The following is a 14,775-nucleotide window of genomic DNA, read 5'->3' on the forward strand; positions in this document are numbered from 1 at the left end:
ATGATCTCATGACCATTGCCGCCCGCAGCATCCTGTTCGTCCCCGGCGACCGCCCCGAGCGTTTCGACAAGGCGCGCGCGAGCGGCGCGGACCTCGTGGTGATCGACCTCGAGGATGCGGTCCTCCCCGACCGCAAGGCCGCAGCGCGCGACACGATCCATGATACGCTCGCGGACCTGACCGAGCCGCGCTTCGTCGTCCGCATCAACAGCCTCGACACGGAGTGGCACGCCGACGACGTCCGCGCGCTGGCGGGCCTGCCGGGCGTATCGGGCTTGATGCTGCCCAAGGCCGAGCGTGCGTCGGACTTCGCCGCCATGCACGAGGCCGCGACCGGCAAGCCGTTGCATGCGCTGGTCGAGACGGTCTCGGCGGTCTTCGCGCTCGCCGATCTCGTCACCGCGCCGGGGCTCGCGCGGCTGTCGTTCGGGACGGTCGATTTCCAGGCCGACGCCGGCATCGACGGCGACGGTGCCGAGATCGACCATGTCCGCACGATGATTGTCCTCCATTCGCGCAACGCCGGGCTCGCCGCCCCGGTCGACGGCGTTTCGACCGACCTGTCGGACGATGCGGCGCTGGCACGCGACGCCGACCACGCGCGGCGCTTCGGCTTCGGCGGAAAGCTCTGCGTCCATCCCCGCCAGGTACAGGTCGTCAACACGGCCTTCCTTCCCTCGGACGTCGACGTCCAATGGGCGACCCGCGTGATGGCGGCGATCGACGGCGGGTTCGGCGCCGTCGCGCTGGACGGCAAGCTGATCGACAAACCCGTCGTCGATCGGGCCCGCCGGCTTCTGGGCGCTCACGCCGCATACCAGTCGGCGTGAGCGTGTCGGCGCGTCCCGATACCGGCCGCGCTCACCGCAAGCGGTAGGCCGCCGCCGACCCGAAGACTGCGAGTTGGAGCACCAGAACCGCGAGCGCACCGCGGACTTCGCCCAGCGATGCGCCCATCTGGTTCAGCGGCACGAAGATGTGCGTCGCAGGCGTCACGGGGATCATCCACGCGATCGCCTGAACCCAGTCGGGCATCGCGAACAGCGGCCAGGCGAATCCCGACAGGAAGACGAACGGGATCGACGTCGGGATCAGCAACTTCAGCGCGTCGTCGCCGCTCCTCACCAGGCTGCCGATCGTCATAGCGAGTGCGGATACCGTCGCGGCGAATATCGGAACGGTCAGCAGCAGTGCCGGGATGTTGCCGCCGTGCGGGATGTCCTGCAGCCAGTAGATCAAACCGAAATAGAACAGCCCGGCAAGGGTCCCGATCGTCGTGCACGCGGCCCACACGCCGAGGAACGCCCCCCGCTGCCACCGGCCGGTGCGGCGCCGCTCGGCGATCAGGCGCGCGACCGAGAACAGCAAGGTCTGTTGCAGGATGATGTTGGCGACCGCCGGGAAGATATAGTCGCGGTAGCCTTGGGTGGTGTTGAACAGCGGGCGCGTGACGACCGGCGTGACGGGCACCGCCGCGGATCGCGCCAGCCCCGACAGCCGTCCCTCCAGCGTCGCGCCGATCGCCGCGCCGATCGTCTTGCCGACCGCCTCCGCGCGCAGGAGATAGGCCCCGTTCAGCCACACCGCGATCCCGCCGCCGGGCCGCCCCTCGACCAGCGCCGGACCCAGATCGCGCGGGATCAGCAGGATGCCCTCGGCCTGCCGGCTGCGCACCAGCGCCCGCGCCGCCGCCATGTCCGGGACGTCGGCAGCGATCTCGACCTCGTGCGACGCGCCGAGGTTGCGGACGATCGCGCGCGACACGGCGCTGCGATCGGCATCGACGATGACGATGGGAAGCCCCTCGACGACCTGATGCGCATAGGGCGCCGGATAATAGAAGGCGTAGAACAGCACCGAGACCACCGCGACCGCGACCAGGTCGCGCGTCCGCAGTATCTCGAGGAGCGCGCCTTCGAAGGCTGGAGCGAACCTCATGCCGATCGACGCGCCTGCCGCCGCAGCAGCAGCGTCGCCCCGCCGCCCGCGACGAGCGCGGCGAGCGCGAGGATCGCGGCCTGCCTCGCCCATACCGCGATGTCGACGCCGATCGTCTGGTCCATCTCCAGCGTGACATAATGGGTGAGCGGCAGGATCGCGCTCCAGATCCGCGCGACCACGATGCCGCCGGTGATGGGCAGCGACGCGCCCGAATAGGCGAGCGCCGACCCTGCATAGATCACGCTCGCGGACAGGCTGGTGGCGACCTCGCCGGTCAGCGTGACGAGCAATGTCGCAATCGCCGCGGTCGCGACGAACAGCAACAGCCCGCCGATCGCGACGAGCCCGATCGCGCCGGTGAAGGCGAAGCCTTGCCCGATCGTCAGCCACACGTGCCACAGGCACAGCCAGAGCGTTCCCACCACGACATGCGGCACCAGCCGCCCCGCCGCCGCAGCTGCGGGCGCACCGACCCGCACCGCCCAGGGTCCCATCGACCCATCGACCAGCTCGCGTCCGAGCGATGCCGCGCAGGTCACGGCGATCAGCAGGTGGAGGATCGCGGGACCGATCAGCAGCCCGAGATACCATTCCAGGCTGGCGGACGGATTGCCGAGCAACGTCACCTCCACGCCCGGCAGCGGTACGCGCAGCAGCGCCACCCCCGCGACGCCGGCGTCCTCGGGCGCCTGTCGCGCGAGGTCCGCGGTGATCGTCGCCTGCAGCAGCGCCGACGTCAGCGCGCCTGTCGACAGGAACGCGGTCTGGTAGAAGATCTCGATCGTGCGCGGGGTCGCATCCGCCCGCCTGCCGCCCAGACCCGACGGCAGCACGACCACCGCGACCGCGCGCTCGCGCCGGATCGCCGAGAGCCCCTCTGCCAGGCCGGAGACGTCGTCGACGACCTTCAGCGCATCGACCGCGCCGATCGCGCGGACGATCGACCGCGACGCGGCGCTGCGATCCTGGTCGACGATCACGACGCCGAGCCCGCGTGGCGACCCCTGCGACAGCATCCCGCCCATGACAACGAGGCACACCAGCGGCACAAGGGTCAGCAGCGCGAGGTCGAACCGGTCGCGCCACAGATGCGCGAGCTCCGCGGCCAGCGCGCGCCGGAACACGCTCATCGCGCCCAGTCGAACAGCACGCTCATCCCCGGACGCAGGTCCGCCACGCGCTCGACCGGGCGCAGCTCGACCGCGAACGCCCGGACGTCGTAGCCGCTCGACTGCCGCGTCGCGCGGACCGTCGCGAACGCGGCCTCGGGCGCGATATGCGTGACCCGGAACCGGACGTCGCGCGCCAGCGCCGGGACGTGGCCGACCAGGATGCCGCCCGGACGGACGCCGGCATATTGGCTCTCGCGCACCGTGATCTCGACATGGGGATGGTCGATGTCGATCACCTGATAGGCGGGCAGCACCGGGCTGACGATCTCGCCGGGCTGGAGCAACTTGCGCGACACCTCGCCGGCGATCGGCGACACCAGCCGGGTCTCGGTCATCAGCGACTGCGCGGTCGACAGCCCCGCCTGCGCGATCCGAACCTGCGCTGCCGCCGCCTGCTTGTCCTCGCTACGCGGCCCGGCGAGCGCCTTCTCATATTGCAGCCGCGCGGCCTCCGCGGACATGCGGCTGCTGTCGCGCGCCGCATGCGCCTCGTCGCGGCGCTGCGCCGCGATCACGCCTTCGGCATAGAGCGTGTCCGCGCGGCGGCTCGACGTCGCGCCCAGATCCGCCGCCGCCTGTGCCGATCGCCAGATCGCGCGGAGCGATCCGACATCCTCGCTGCGCGCACCCGCCTGCGCCACCGCATCGAGCGCCCGCGCGGTGTCGAGCACACCCTGCGCCTGGCGTTCGGCATTGCCCAGTTCCGGACTCGACAGCGTGGCGAGCACCTGCCCCGCCTTCACGCGCGCGCCCTCGTCGACGAGCAGGCGGTCGACACGCGCGAGCGCCTTGGTCGCGACGTTGACGCTGTCCGCCTCGACCATGCCCTGAATCTGCTCGGGCCCCGGACGGCTCGCGAGCCACAACCCGACCCCGACGATCGCGACGACGACGATCAGGCCGGCATAGAGCAGCAGGCGGGCGCGGCGGGTCGGCGGGGCGGTGGGGTCGCTCATCGGTCGGTTCCGTAGGTGAGGCGCTGGTCGGCCTGGGCGAGATGCGTGCCGAACGCGTCGAGCCGGCTGGCCGATGCGAGCAGCCCGGCGAGCGCGAGGTCGTATTCATAGGCGACCGCGATGCGCTGCGCCTCCGCGGTGTCGAGCGCGGCCTGCGCGGCGATCACCGGCGTCGCGGTCCCCTCGCCCTCGCGGAACGCCACCGCCTGCACGCGGACATTCTCGCGCGCCGCGACGAGGCTGCTGTCGAGCAGGACGAACGAGCGGCGTGCGCCCTCGACGAGATTATAGGCGCGGATCGTCGCGCTGGTGGCGATCCGGCGCGATTCGGCGGCGGTATCGGCGGCGGCGGCAGCCTGCGAGCGCGCGGCGTCCTCGGTACGCCGGCGATCGATGTTCGAGAGGATGGTGTACCGGACGCCGACGCCCGCGATCCAGTCCGGCTCGATCGGCAACGCGTTCGAGCGGTTGAAGTTGTATTCGCCGAACGCATAGGCCTGCGGCAACCGGCGCGACCGGGCAAGCGCGACGCCGGCGTCGGCGATCTGGCGCCCGGCGTCCGCGGTGCGGGCCTCCGGCGCCTTGCCCTCGCTGCCGAGGAAGGTCTCGACCGGCGCCAGCGGGCGCGTCTGGACGAACAACGCGGTCGTCGGCACCACCGCGCCGTCGATCTCGAGCAGCCGGGCGAGTTCGTCGCGCGCGGTCGCACTGGAAAGCTCGGCGCGCTGATACACGCGTTCGGCGGTATCGCGCGCGACCTGCACTTCCAGCGTGCGGGCGCGGGGAATGACGCCCGCCGATTCCAGCTTGCGCGTATCCGCGAGGATCTTGTCGAGCGCATCGCGGCTGCGGCGCGCGGAATCGAGCAGTCCCGCGGCGGCCTGCTGGCCGAAATAGGCACGGATGAGATTGATCCGCGCCAGGTCCACCACCTGCGCGCGCCGCCCCTCCGCCATTGCGACCCCGCCCTGCGCCGCACGCTGGATCGCCGGGATCGCGCCACCCGTATAGAGCGGCATCGCCGCCTGCACGGTCGGCCGGAAGACCTCGTCGCGGAAGCGGTAGCTGAGCTGGTCGGGGATCGCATCGAACAGTCCCGGCAGCGCCTGCGACAGCCGGCCGGTGATCTCGCTCGCGATCTGCTGGTAAGCGGGCGGCACGCTGGCGGGGAAGGACGCGAGGAAATCCTGCGTGCTGCCCAGCGCATCGCCCTTGGCCCCGGCAAGATCGACCGACAGCGTCTTCTCGTAGACCAGATACTGCGCCGACGCAGTGACGATCGGCCGGTGCAGCGTCCGCATCGCGTCGGCCCCCGCCTTCGCAGCGTCGACCCCGTGATCGGCCGCGCTGACTGCCCGCGACGTCCGGTCGAACCGCATTTGCGCCGCATCGAAACTCAGCGCCGTCTGGGCGTCCGCAGCCGACGACACGGGCACGGGCGCTGCCAGCGCGACCGCCGTCGCCATCGACCAATGCCACTTGCCCGCCACTGTTGCCGCCCTCGAAATCGCCACCCTGCTTCGTTGTAGCAGGGCATCGCGCGGGATGCGACGTATGTCGAGCCGCCGTCAGAGGAGGCCGAGCGGAGCCGGCGCTCCTGAACTGGCTAGCCAGCCTTCTCCAGAAACGCCGGACCGGTCACGAGCGCGGCAACGCATAGGCCAGCGTGTAATCCCCGTACCGCGTCCCCAGCGCGCCGTGCCCGCCAGCCGTGATGACGACATATTGCCGCCCGTCGGCACCGCGATACGTCATCGGGGTTGCCTGCGCGCCGGCCGGGAGCCGTGCCTTCCACACCACCTTACCGGTCCTGAGGTCGAACGCACGCAGATACTGGTCGGTGGTCGCGGCGATGAAGGCGAGCCCGCCGGCCGTGACGATCGATCCGCCCAGGTTCGGCACGCCGGTCTTGATCGGAACGCCCAGATGCGAACCGAACAGCCCGGTATCGCGCGCGGTCCCCAGCACTTCGCGCCACAGCACCTTCTGCGTCTTCAGGTCGACCGCCGTCAGATGGCCCCAGGGCGGGGCGTTGCACGGCGCGCCGAAGATGCCGATCCACGCCTGGACGACCGCGACGTACGGCGTGTTGTACTGCGTCTGCAGCTGCGCCTGCCGCGCGTTCTCGCCACCCTGCTTCTGCTTCATCAGCGGCGCGACGCGCGGGTCGTCGCGGCGCATCAGCCACAGCTTGAACGGCATCTCCATCGTGTTGACGGTCATGATGCCGCGCACCGGGTCGACCGCGGCGCCGCCCCAGTCGGTCACGCCGTCGAACGCGGGATGGCCGATGATGGGTTTCAGGCCGAGCGGCTGATAGATGCCCGCGCCCTGCGACCGCCGGATATCGATCCGGCACATCAACTGGTCGATCGGCGTCGCGCCCCAGGTCGCCTTCTCGCTCGGCGCAGGCGGCGTGAACGACGGCATCCCGACGGAGAAGGGCTGCGTCGGCGATACCGTGACGCCGGGCGTGGCGCCGTCCGTCCGAACGGGTCGCTCGGCCACCGCGGCGATCGGTGCGCCGGTCAGCCGGTTGAGGAAATAGACCTGGCCCATCTTTGTGGTCTGCAGCAGCGCCGGAATCGTCCGCCCGTCGGGCGCGCGATAGTCGAACAGCGACGGCCCGATCGGCAGGTCCATGTCCCACATGTCGTGATGCACCAGCTGGCGGCTCCAGCGCAGCTTGCCGGTCGCGACGTCCAGCGCGACGATCGAGCTCCCGAACCGGTCGTCGAACGGCCGGCGATAGCCGATCCAATAGTCCGGGGACGCGTTGCCCGTGCCCAGATAGACGATGCCGTTCGCGGCATCCGCGGTGATCGCACCCCAGACATTCGGCGTCCCGCGCGTATAGACCTGCCCCGCGGGCAAGGGCGCGATGGCGTCCTGCGACCGGCCGACGTCCCACGCCCAGACCGGTGCGCCCGAGACGGGATCATAGGCGCGGACGACGCCGCTGGGGATGTTGCGGTTGACGTTGTCGGTGATGCGCTCGCCGATGATCAGCCGCCCGTTGACGACCATCGGCGGCGACGTCCCGATCTGGTCGGACGCCTTCGAGACGCCCATGTTCGCGCGCAGGTCGATGCTGCCGTTCTGGCCGAAGCTCGGACACACCCGCCCGGTCTCCGCATCGAGCGCGACCAGCCGCGCGTTGAAGGTCGGCGCGAAGATGCGGTGCGGGCACGGCGTCCCCGCCGGCGCCTCGAAATGGGCGACGCCGCGGCACACGAGATAGTTGTTGCCCTTGACGCTCGCCGCCTCGTGCCAGCTCCACCGCGTCCGCCCGGTGGTCGCGTCGATCGCCTGGACGAACGAATGCGGCGTGCAGGTGTAGAGCGTGTTGCCGATATGGATCGGTGTCGCCTCGGAATGATATTCGCGCTTGTGCTCGGTGGTCTCCGCCGCGACCGGCAGGTCGCCGGTGCGCTGGGTCCAGGCGAGCGTCAGGCGATCGGCGTTGGCCGGGGTGATGTCGGCGAGCGAGGAATAGCGCCGACCCGACGCGGTGCCGCCATATTCCGTCCAGTCGCCATCCGCTTCGCTGCCAGGCGATACAGGGCCGGCGCGCATGGCGTGCGCCGGCGCCTGCGCCTCGACCGCCCGTCCGCGGACCGCGAGCGTCGCGACGAACAACACTGCAACGCCGGCCGCGATGGCGGGTGCGGCGTGCCCAAGGCCCGTCCGCCGCCGCGCGGTGCCGCCGCGGTGCCAGCTCACCAGCAGGATCAGGACCAGCAGCACGGTCGGCGCGATGACCCGCGGCACGAGCTGCAGGCCGTCGAACCCGACCTCCCACACCGCCCAGACGAGCGTCCCGATCCAGATCCCCAGGAACAGCCAGCTGCCGCGCGGGTCCTGCCGACCGACCAGCGCACCGCTGACGATCATCGCAAGACCCGCGATCAGGTAATAGGGCGACCCATGCCACGCCACCAACACCGCGCCCGCGACGGCGAAGAATCCGCCGAGTATCGCGACGATCCACCCGAGCGCGCGTGCCAGAATTCGTCTCATGCCAGTTCGCTCCGCCCGGTGTCCTCGTTCAGCTAACGTAGGATAAGCGGACAGGCTGCTTCATGACAAAGAATTCATCGCCGGTTCACCCGGAACAGCGCGCTTCTCAGGGGCCGACATCGGCAGCACCGCTCTCGACGCGCAACGCCTTTCCGGCCTTGAACCCCAGTGCCGTGCCGACGCGGTCGTCCCAGCCATAGGGATCGTTGCGCACGATCGGCTCGCCGGCATCGTCGAACAGCACCGTCTGGTACAGCATCCGGACCGGGATCTGGCGCGGCAGCTTGACGAACGTCTCCTTGCCCGTCGCGCGCGCCTGCTGCCACTGTTCGTACACGCCCCCGTCGCGTGCCAGCATGTCGGCGAACCCCAGCGCATCCTCAACGCGGACGCAGCCATGGCTGCGCTGGCGCTGGACCTCGGCGAACAGCGCCTTTGCTGGCGTGTCGTGAAGATAGATCGCATGCTCGTTCTGCATGTCGAACTTTACCAGCCCGAGCGAGTTCTTCGGCCCGGGCTGCTGGACGATCCAGCCGTTCTTCCAGACCATGTTGTTCGCCTTGAGATAGCCTGCGCCCTTGCTGGCGAGATCCTTCTTCTGGATCGAACGCGGCACCGTCCAGGTCGGGTTGGCGACCAGGCGGAAGATCGGCGATCCGAGCTGCGGCGTCTCGGTATCGGGTTCGCCGACCACGACCTTGCGGCTGTCGGCGATCTTCCCGTCGCGCCAATAGGTCAGCCGTGCCGCGGCGAGGTTGACGTCGATCCGCGTCGCGGGCGGCGTCCGCTCCAGCCAGCGCAGCCGTTCCATCGCCACCGCGATCGCGCGCGAGCGGTCGACGTCCGACATGTTGAGGATCGCGAGCGCCTCGCCGCCGATGATCCCGTCGGGCTTCATCGCATAGTCCGCCTGCATCCGCCGTACCGCGGCCACCATCGCGGGCGTGTACCGGTCGCCGGACGCGGCGTCGGGCGCGAGATAGTCGAGGACCGCCAGTTCGCGCGCGATCGCGGGCAGGCGCGGATCGGCCGCGCCCGGCTCGATCGCCTCGCCGGTGCTGGCAATCGCGGCAACCGGCGCCTGGGGGTCGCGTCGCAGCGCGCGATAGGCATCCGACAGTTTCTTGTAATTGGCGTCCTGCGGCGCCAGTCCGTCCAGCCACCCCGTCAGGTCACCGGCGGCGAGCGCCGCCGCCAGTCCCGCCTTCAGATCGGGCGCGGGCCGCGGGACGCTGTACACCTCGTAGAGTTTCGAAGGATCGGTCGCACCGCGCGCCAACGCTCCGGCGAAGCGCAGCGCCTGGGCGGTACGGCCCGCGTCGTCGTTCGCTGCCGCGCCGAAATCGACCTGGTCGAGACTGTGGGTGGCGCGGGCATCGATCGCGTTGCGCAACTGCGCCGCCGTCCGGTCGCTCCACTTTGCGGCCTCGGCCGACGCCGCGGCGTTCGATGCAGCACTCTGGTCCGGCACCACCTGGACGCTACAGGCAGGCAGCAACAGCCCCAGTGCCAATGACTTAGTGAAGATCGAACGCACGCATTACTCCCCATGACTTGCTCGTTGAACGCACCCGGACCCGGTCGGCTCCGCATTTCCGCCCGGGTCGCGATCTATTCGCTTCAAACCGATTGAGCCGGCCCGTTCGCGCGCTGCGACCAACGCCCGCGCGGCAACGAAAGATTCACCCGATCATGCTGTAAGGCGGGGACAATCTTCGACCGGAACCCCCATGCCCCAATCCCTGCTCTCGCGCCGCGCCCTCATCAACGGCGGGACCGCCGCCCTCGTCATGGCGGCCCTGTCCGAACGGGTGTCCGCACGCACGCCGGAACGCCGCCTCAAACTGACCAACGCGAACACCGGGGAGCATTACGACGCCTGCTTCTTCGCCAATGGCCGCTATCGGCCCGAGGGGCTGGCCGAGCTCAACCACGCCATGCGCGACTGGCGGACGGGCGCGACGCGGACGATGGATCCCAGGCTGCTCGACCTGCTGGTCGATGTCCGCGACCGCCTCGACGTCGCCCCGCGCAGCCCCTTGAAGCTGGTCTGCGGCTATCGCAGTCCCAAGACGAACGGCGCGATGCATGCGCGCTCGCACGGGGTCGCCAGCAACAGCCAGCACATGCTCGGCAAGGCGACCGACATCGCGATTCCCGGCGTGCCGCTCGCGCGCCTGCGGGATGCCGCCCTGTCGCTGCGGGGCGGCGGCGTCGGCTATTATCCGCACGATGGCTTCGTCCACGTCGACACCGGCCCCGTGCGCCACTGGAGCTGATCCGCGCGTCGGCGTTTCCCGCGACGATGGCCCGGGGGCTGCTGCCTAAGGCGCGACTGCCAGACTAACCGGAGCCTCGGGTGCGTCCCGCAGCGACACCGCCAGTCGTCCGCTCGCGGGTCGCGGCACCTCGATCGTCCCGCCGGTGAAGCCGTCGGGGATCGCGGTGGCCGGCGCGTCGGTGCCGTCCGACACGCTGCGCACCAGGAACAATCCGTCGCCCGCCAGCATGCATCGTCCGCCCGCAGGCGGGCAGCGGAGCGCGGTGAGTGTCGGCAGCCGCACGAGCGTCGCGAGCGGCTGCCAGTCGCCCGCAACGCCATTCTGGACCAGCCGGAAGCGAAGCGGCCCATGCGCCGAATCGCCCAGCGTGACGGAGGGCACGAAAGCCGCGATCCCGACCCGTGGATCCTGCAGCCGCAAGGGAAGCGCCACCACCGGCAGGCTCTCGCCGGCCGTCACCTCCACCACGGTGCCGGCGGTCAGGCGCGTCGCCCCCTCCGCGCGCAGCGAGAATGTCAGCCGCGCGTCCGCGGGCACCAGCTCGTCGCCCGACAGCGCGAGGGGCAGCGCGGGTGCCGGCCCGATCCGCTCGACCGTCTTGCCGACCAGCGTGGCCGCGGGGCGCGCGGGCGCGACGGTCATCTTCAACGGTACCACGCGACCGTCGTTGAGCGTGACCCTGGCCTCGCGCGACTGCCCGGGCTGCAACGCACCGACCGCGGCCATGTCTGTCGTCATCGGCAGCCGGTCGGTCGCGCCGCTGCGCTCGAGCGGGCCTGGCCGGAACTCGACTCCGTCGATGTCGAGCGCCGCCACCTGGTCGAGCCGCGTGCCGGTCAGCACCCCGCCCCGGTCGCCCGCGCGCAGGTCGAAGCTCGCGATCCGGCTGGCTTCGGCGAACGCACGGATCCGGATCCGCTGCGGCTCGGTCGCGCCCTGGCTGCTCACGACGATCGTCACGTCGCCCGGGCCGGCACCGGCGAGCGGCACTTTCAGCGCCAGCGCGTCCGCCCCGTCCGCGCGCCACGCCACGCCCTGTACCGGGCCGGTGCCGCGCTCCATCGCCACCGTGGTGACGCATGCCGCAGCGGCCCCGGTGAGCCGCAACGGCGTCTCGCGTCCGACGACCAGCGTCGCATCCCCCGCTGCCCGCCAGCTGCGACCGGCGGGGGCCACCAGCCGGAACGTCGGTCCGTCGAACGGCTGGAAACCCCACAGGCCGTGCAGCGTCGCCTGCGTGCCCGGCCCGAACGCGGTCGCGTCCGCCGCGCCGAGCACATAGCCGCCGCGTGCCGGGTCGGCGGTAGCCGGGATCTCCATCACGCGGCCGCCCGAGCCCGTCAGCCGCACGGCCATCTGCCGCGCATAGTCGGTCGCGAATACCAGCGGCGCCCCACTGACCGGCAGCACCAGACCGGGCTGAGTGGCGCATAACGCGCTCTCGTCGCCGGCGGACAGCGGCGGCAGCGCGGGGGGTGCTACGCTCGGCAGTGCGGCCACCAGGACCGACTGCGGCTTGCGGAACGACGGCACCGTGTTGAGCAGCAGCGCGGTCGTCGGGCCGTGCTGGACGCCCAGCGCCGGGATGAACTGGAGTTGCGCCGACTGGAACGCGCCGAAGATACGCGCGACGTCGCGGATCACGCCGACATAGGGGCTGTAATAGCCGAACCCGGCCTGCGGCGTGGAGCTGAGCTGCAGCGCGATGTCAGCGGGCGCACCGGCCAGCGTCTGCGCGATCGAGCTGGTCTGCCCGTCGGCGAGCACCGCGGCGTTGCTCCCCTGCGTCAGGCAGGCGACGCGCGCGTCGGGCTGGCGGAGCAGGCAGTCGGTATCGAGCTTGACCGCCAGGCTGCGCGCGAGCTGCGGCGACACTGCCGAGAGCGCAGCGGGATCGCGCCGGGTCACGCGGTCGACGAACGTCTCGAGCCGCGCGCGGTCGAGCATCGCCTGGTTGAGTTCCTGCGACGCGCGCACGAACGCGCCCGGCCGGCTGCGGATCGCGGACCCCACCGCGTCGAGCGCACCGCCCGTCTCCGGCACCATCAGCACCACCGCCTGGCCCGCGCCCTGGGGCACGACCGCGTCGATGGTCGCCTTTTTCGGTTTCCAGGTCTCGGCCGAGACCAGCCAGTTCTTGGGTGGCGGATTGGTCGCGCCGCGCAGGAACGCCAGCACCAGCCGGTACCGCGCGCCCTGCCCCGCCGGCAGCTCAGCTGCGATCCGCAGCCGGTCGCCGGCCGACAGATTGGGCACCTGCGACAAGGGCAGCGTCTCGCCGCCATGCGTCACCGAGATACGCAACACCGGCCCCGCCAGGTCGAACGCCGTCGTCTCCGCGGCGGCCGGACCGATGCCGAGCCCCGCCGTCGCCACGCAGGCGATCCCGCGCATCGCACGGCGGACAATCGCTCGGAGGACAAGGGCAATCGACGTCACGGCGACGGTCATAACCGTCTGCGACCGCGTGGCAATCCGTTCGGGCCGTTCGGGCCCGCGCGATGCGGCCCTCGTATCCGGGCCGACCGCGCCCCATCTTGCGGTTGTCCGTCAGACGCAGGAGCCCGCGCGCATGTTCATCGCCATGAACCGTTTCCAGGTCATTCCCGACAAGGCGCCTGCCTTCGAGGAGCTCTGGCTGTCGCGCGATTCGCATCTGGCCGGCGTCCCCGGGTTCGTCGCGTTCAGCATGCTGCGCGGGCCGGCGGCCGACGACCATGTTCTCTATTCGTCGCACACGACGTGGCAATCCCGCGAGGATTTCGAGGCGTGGACGCGCTCGGACGCGTTCCGCGCCGCGCACCGCGGGGCGGGCAACCACGCGCCGCTGTATCTCGGGCCACCCCGCTTCGAGGGCTTCGAGATCATCCAGACGGTGACGCCGTCGACGGGCGCCGCTTCGTGACGGCCAGGCGATCGGCGATCGCCAGCCGCGTCGAACTCGCGATCGACCGGGCCGTGAGCGCGGTCGCCGGGCCGATCGTTGGTGGCATCGCCGCGTTCAACAAGAGCCGACTGCCGCCGCGCGATGCGCCGCACCCGCTGCTGACTGGCATCCACCAGCCGATGACCAAGGAGCTGACCCTCACCGACCTCGCGGTCGTGGGCAGCATCCCGCCCGAGCTCGACGGCCGCTATGTTCGCATCGGTCCCAACCCGGTCGCAGCGGACCCGCGCGCCTACCATTTCTTCACCGGCGACGGCATGCTGCACGGCGTGCGCATCGCAGGCGGTCGCGCGCACTGGTATCGCAATCGCTGGATCCGCTCGACCGACGTCGCCGCCGCCAGGCAGGTGCCCGCCGCCCCCGGACCGCGGCACGTCTTCGATACCGTCAACACCAGCGTGTTGCACCACGCCGGGAGCGGCTGGGCGCTGGTCGAGGCGGGCAGCACCCCGGTCCGGTTCGACGAGCATCTCGAGGGCCAGCGCTACGACGATTTCGGCGGCACCCTGCCCGGCTCGTTCACCGCCCACCCGCGGCGCGATCCGGCGACGGGCGAGCTTCACGCGCTCTGCTACGAGGCGACCGACCCCAAGCGCGTCCGCTACAACGTCATCGACGTCGCGGGCACGGTCCGGCGCTCGGTTACGATTCCGGTCGCGCACGGACCGCTGATCCACGACTGCGCCATCACCGAACGCTATGTCGTCGTCATGGACCTGCCGCTCACCCTGTCGATGCGCACGGTACTGGCGGGGCACGGCTTTCCCTACCGCTGGAACGAGAAGCACCCGGCCCGGATCGGGCTGCTGCCGCGGGAGGGCGGTGCCGAGGACATCCGCTGGTGTGCGCTCGATCCGTGCTTCGTGTTCCACACCGCCAACGCCTACGACCTGCCCGACGGGCGCGTGGTGCTCGACGTCATCGCCTATGACCGCATGTTCGCCGGCGACAATCTGGCGCCCGACGAACAGCCGCGCGGGTTCGAGCGCTGGACGATCGATCCGGAGACCGGGACGGTGGAGCAGCGCCCGATCGACTTCGCGCCGCAGGAACTGCCGACGATCGACGAACGCCGCACCGGCCTGCCCTATCGCTACGCCTATGCGCTTGGCCTGCCCGAGCAGCTGACCGACACGCTGGTCGGCGAGGCCCCGCTGATCAAGCATGATCTGGCGCGCGGCACGCGGCAGCTGCACGCGTTCGGGCCGGGACGCATCGCCGGCGAGTTCGTCTTCGTGCCGCGCGCGCCCGATGCGGACGAGGATGACGGCTGGCTGCTGGGGTTCGTGATCGACGCAGACGGTACCAGCAGTGCGCTGGAGATCCTCGATGCGAGGGACCTGCAGGCATCCCCCGTCGCGTCCATCACGATTCCCCACCGCATCCCGCCCGGCATCCATGGTGCCTGGCTCCAATCCGCCGGTCCGGCCACCGGACCCCGACGCGCGTAGGGGGCC

Annotated in this window: 11 protein-coding genes; 4 read left to right on the forward strand and 7 right to left on the reverse strand. The window is 70.9% G+C overall.

Annotation, left to right across the window (positions count from 1 at the left end):
• Window positions 1-8: 8 nt before the first annotated feature.
• Window positions 9-830, forward strand: coding sequence for an HpcH/HpaI aldolase/citrate lyase family protein (locus tag FSB78_RS06160; protein WP_147080893.1), 822 nt, complete (start codon window positions 9-11; stop codon window positions 828-830).
• Between the two features lie 31 nt (window positions 831-861).
• Here FSB78_RS06160 and FSB78_RS06165 read toward each other — a convergent pair whose 3' ends face one another.
• The 6 genes from FSB78_RS06165 to FSB78_RS06190 all read right to left on the reverse strand — a co-directional run bounded on the left by FSB78_RS06165 (window position 862) and on the right by FSB78_RS06190 (window position 9,626).
• Window positions 862-1,938 carry an ABC transporter permease gene (locus tag FSB78_RS06165; protein ID WP_147080895.1) on the reverse strand — a complete coding sequence of 359 codons (1,077 nt, stop codon included), beginning with the start codon at window positions 1,936-1,938 and terminating at the stop codon, window positions 862-864.
• Window positions 1,935-3,071: an ABC transporter permease gene (locus tag FSB78_RS06170; RefSeq protein ID WP_147080898.1), complete on the reverse strand. Its 1,137-nt coding sequence runs from the start codon at window positions 3,069-3,071 to the stop codon at window positions 1,935-1,937. Before FSB78_RS06170 ends, FSB78_RS06165 begins: the two co-directional genes overlap by 4 nt.
• Entirely contained in the window at window positions 3,068-4,069 is a 1,002-nt protein-coding gene (locus FSB78_RS06175; protein WP_147080900.1) for an HlyD family secretion protein, read from the reverse strand. The genes FSB78_RS06170 and FSB78_RS06175 overlap by 4 nt, the downstream gene beginning before the upstream one ends.
• A complete protein-coding gene (locus FSB78_RS06180) occupies window positions 4,066-5,583 on the reverse strand; it encodes a TolC family protein (protein WP_242008066.1) in 1,518 nt (505 codons plus the stop codon). Before FSB78_RS06180 ends, FSB78_RS06175 begins: the two co-directional genes overlap by 4 nt.
• A gap of 124 nt (window positions 5,584-5,707) precedes the next feature.
• Window positions 5,708-8,089, reverse strand: a complete 2,382-nt coding sequence (locus tag FSB78_RS06185) for a membrane-bound PQQ-dependent dehydrogenase, glucose/quinate/shikimate family (RefSeq protein WP_147080902.1) — start codon at window positions 8,087-8,089, stop codon at window positions 5,708-5,710.
• Window positions 8,090-8,195: 106 nt separating this feature from the next.
• Window positions 8,196-9,626 carry a L,D-transpeptidase family protein gene (locus FSB78_RS06190; protein WP_147080904.1) on the reverse strand — a complete coding sequence of 477 codons (1,431 nt, stop codon included), beginning with the start codon at window positions 9,624-9,626 and terminating at the stop codon, window positions 8,196-8,198.
• A gap of 193 nt (window positions 9,627-9,819) precedes the next feature.
• On the opposite strand from FSB78_RS06190, the gene mepK reads away from it, so the two are divergent.
• Complete coding sequence (gene mepK / locus FSB78_RS06195) at window positions 9,820-10,368, forward strand: peptidoglycan L,D-endopeptidase MepK (protein WP_147080906.1); 549 nt, start codon at window positions 9,820-9,822, stop codon at window positions 10,366-10,368.
• Window positions 10,369-10,413: 45 nt separating this feature from the next.
• On the opposite strand, the gene FSB78_RS06200 is transcribed toward mepK, so the two are convergent.
• Window positions 10,414-12,810, reverse strand: coding sequence for a hypothetical protein (locus FSB78_RS06200; protein WP_242008067.1), 2,397 nt, complete (start codon window positions 12,808-12,810; stop codon window positions 10,414-10,416).
• A gap of 133 nt (window positions 12,811-12,943) precedes the next feature.
• On the opposite strand from FSB78_RS06200, the gene hmuQ reads away from it, so the two are divergent.
• Both hmuQ and FSB78_RS06210 read left to right on the forward strand, forming a co-directional pair.
• A complete protein-coding gene (gene hmuQ, locus FSB78_RS06205; RefSeq protein WP_147080908.1) occupies window positions 12,944-13,276 on the forward strand; it encodes a heme-degrading protein HmuQ in 333 nt (110 codons plus the stop codon).
• Entirely contained in the window at window positions 13,273-14,769 is a 1,497-nt protein-coding gene (locus FSB78_RS06210) for an 8'-apo-carotenoid 13,14-cleaving dioxygenase (RefSeq protein ID WP_242008071.1), read from the forward strand. The genes hmuQ and FSB78_RS06210 overlap by 4 nt, the downstream gene beginning before the upstream one ends.
• Window positions 14,770-14,775: the final 6 nt, after the last annotated feature.

It is taken from the genome of Sphingomonas ginsenosidivorax (assembly GCF_007995065.1).
In the GTDB taxonomy this organism is placed as follows: domain Bacteria; phylum Pseudomonadota; class Alphaproteobacteria; order Sphingomonadales; family Sphingomonadaceae; genus Sphingomonas; species Sphingomonas ginsenosidivorax.

Bases quoted from the DNA above. Each gene is read 5' to 3' on its own strand.
- FSB78_RS06160 (WP_147080893.1), top strand. From the start codon at position 9: ATGACCATTGCCGCCCGCAGCATCCTGTTCGTCCCCGGCGACCGCCCC.
- FSB78_RS06165 (WP_147080895.1), bottom strand. From the start codon at position 1,938: ATGAGGTTCGCTCCAGCCTTCGAAGGCGCGCTCCTCGAGATACTGCGG.
- FSB78_RS06170 (WP_147080898.1), bottom strand. From the start codon at position 3,071: ATGAGCGTGTTCCGGCGCGCGCTGGCCGCGGAGCTCGCGCATCTGTGG.
- FSB78_RS06175 (WP_147080900.1), bottom strand. From the start codon at position 4,069: ATGAGCGACCCCACCGCCCCGCCGACCCGCCGCGCCCGCCTGCTGCTC.
- FSB78_RS06185 (WP_147080902.1), bottom strand. From the start codon at position 8,089: ATGAGACGAATTCTGGCACGCGCGCTCGGGTGGATCGTCGCGATACTC.
- mepK (WP_147080906.1), top strand. From the start codon at position 9,820: ATGCCCCAATCCCTGCTCTCGCGCCGCGCCCTCATCAACGGCGGGACC.
- hmuQ (WP_147080908.1), top strand. From the start codon at position 12,944: ATGTTCATCGCCATGAACCGTTTCCAGGTCATTCCCGACAAGGCGCCT.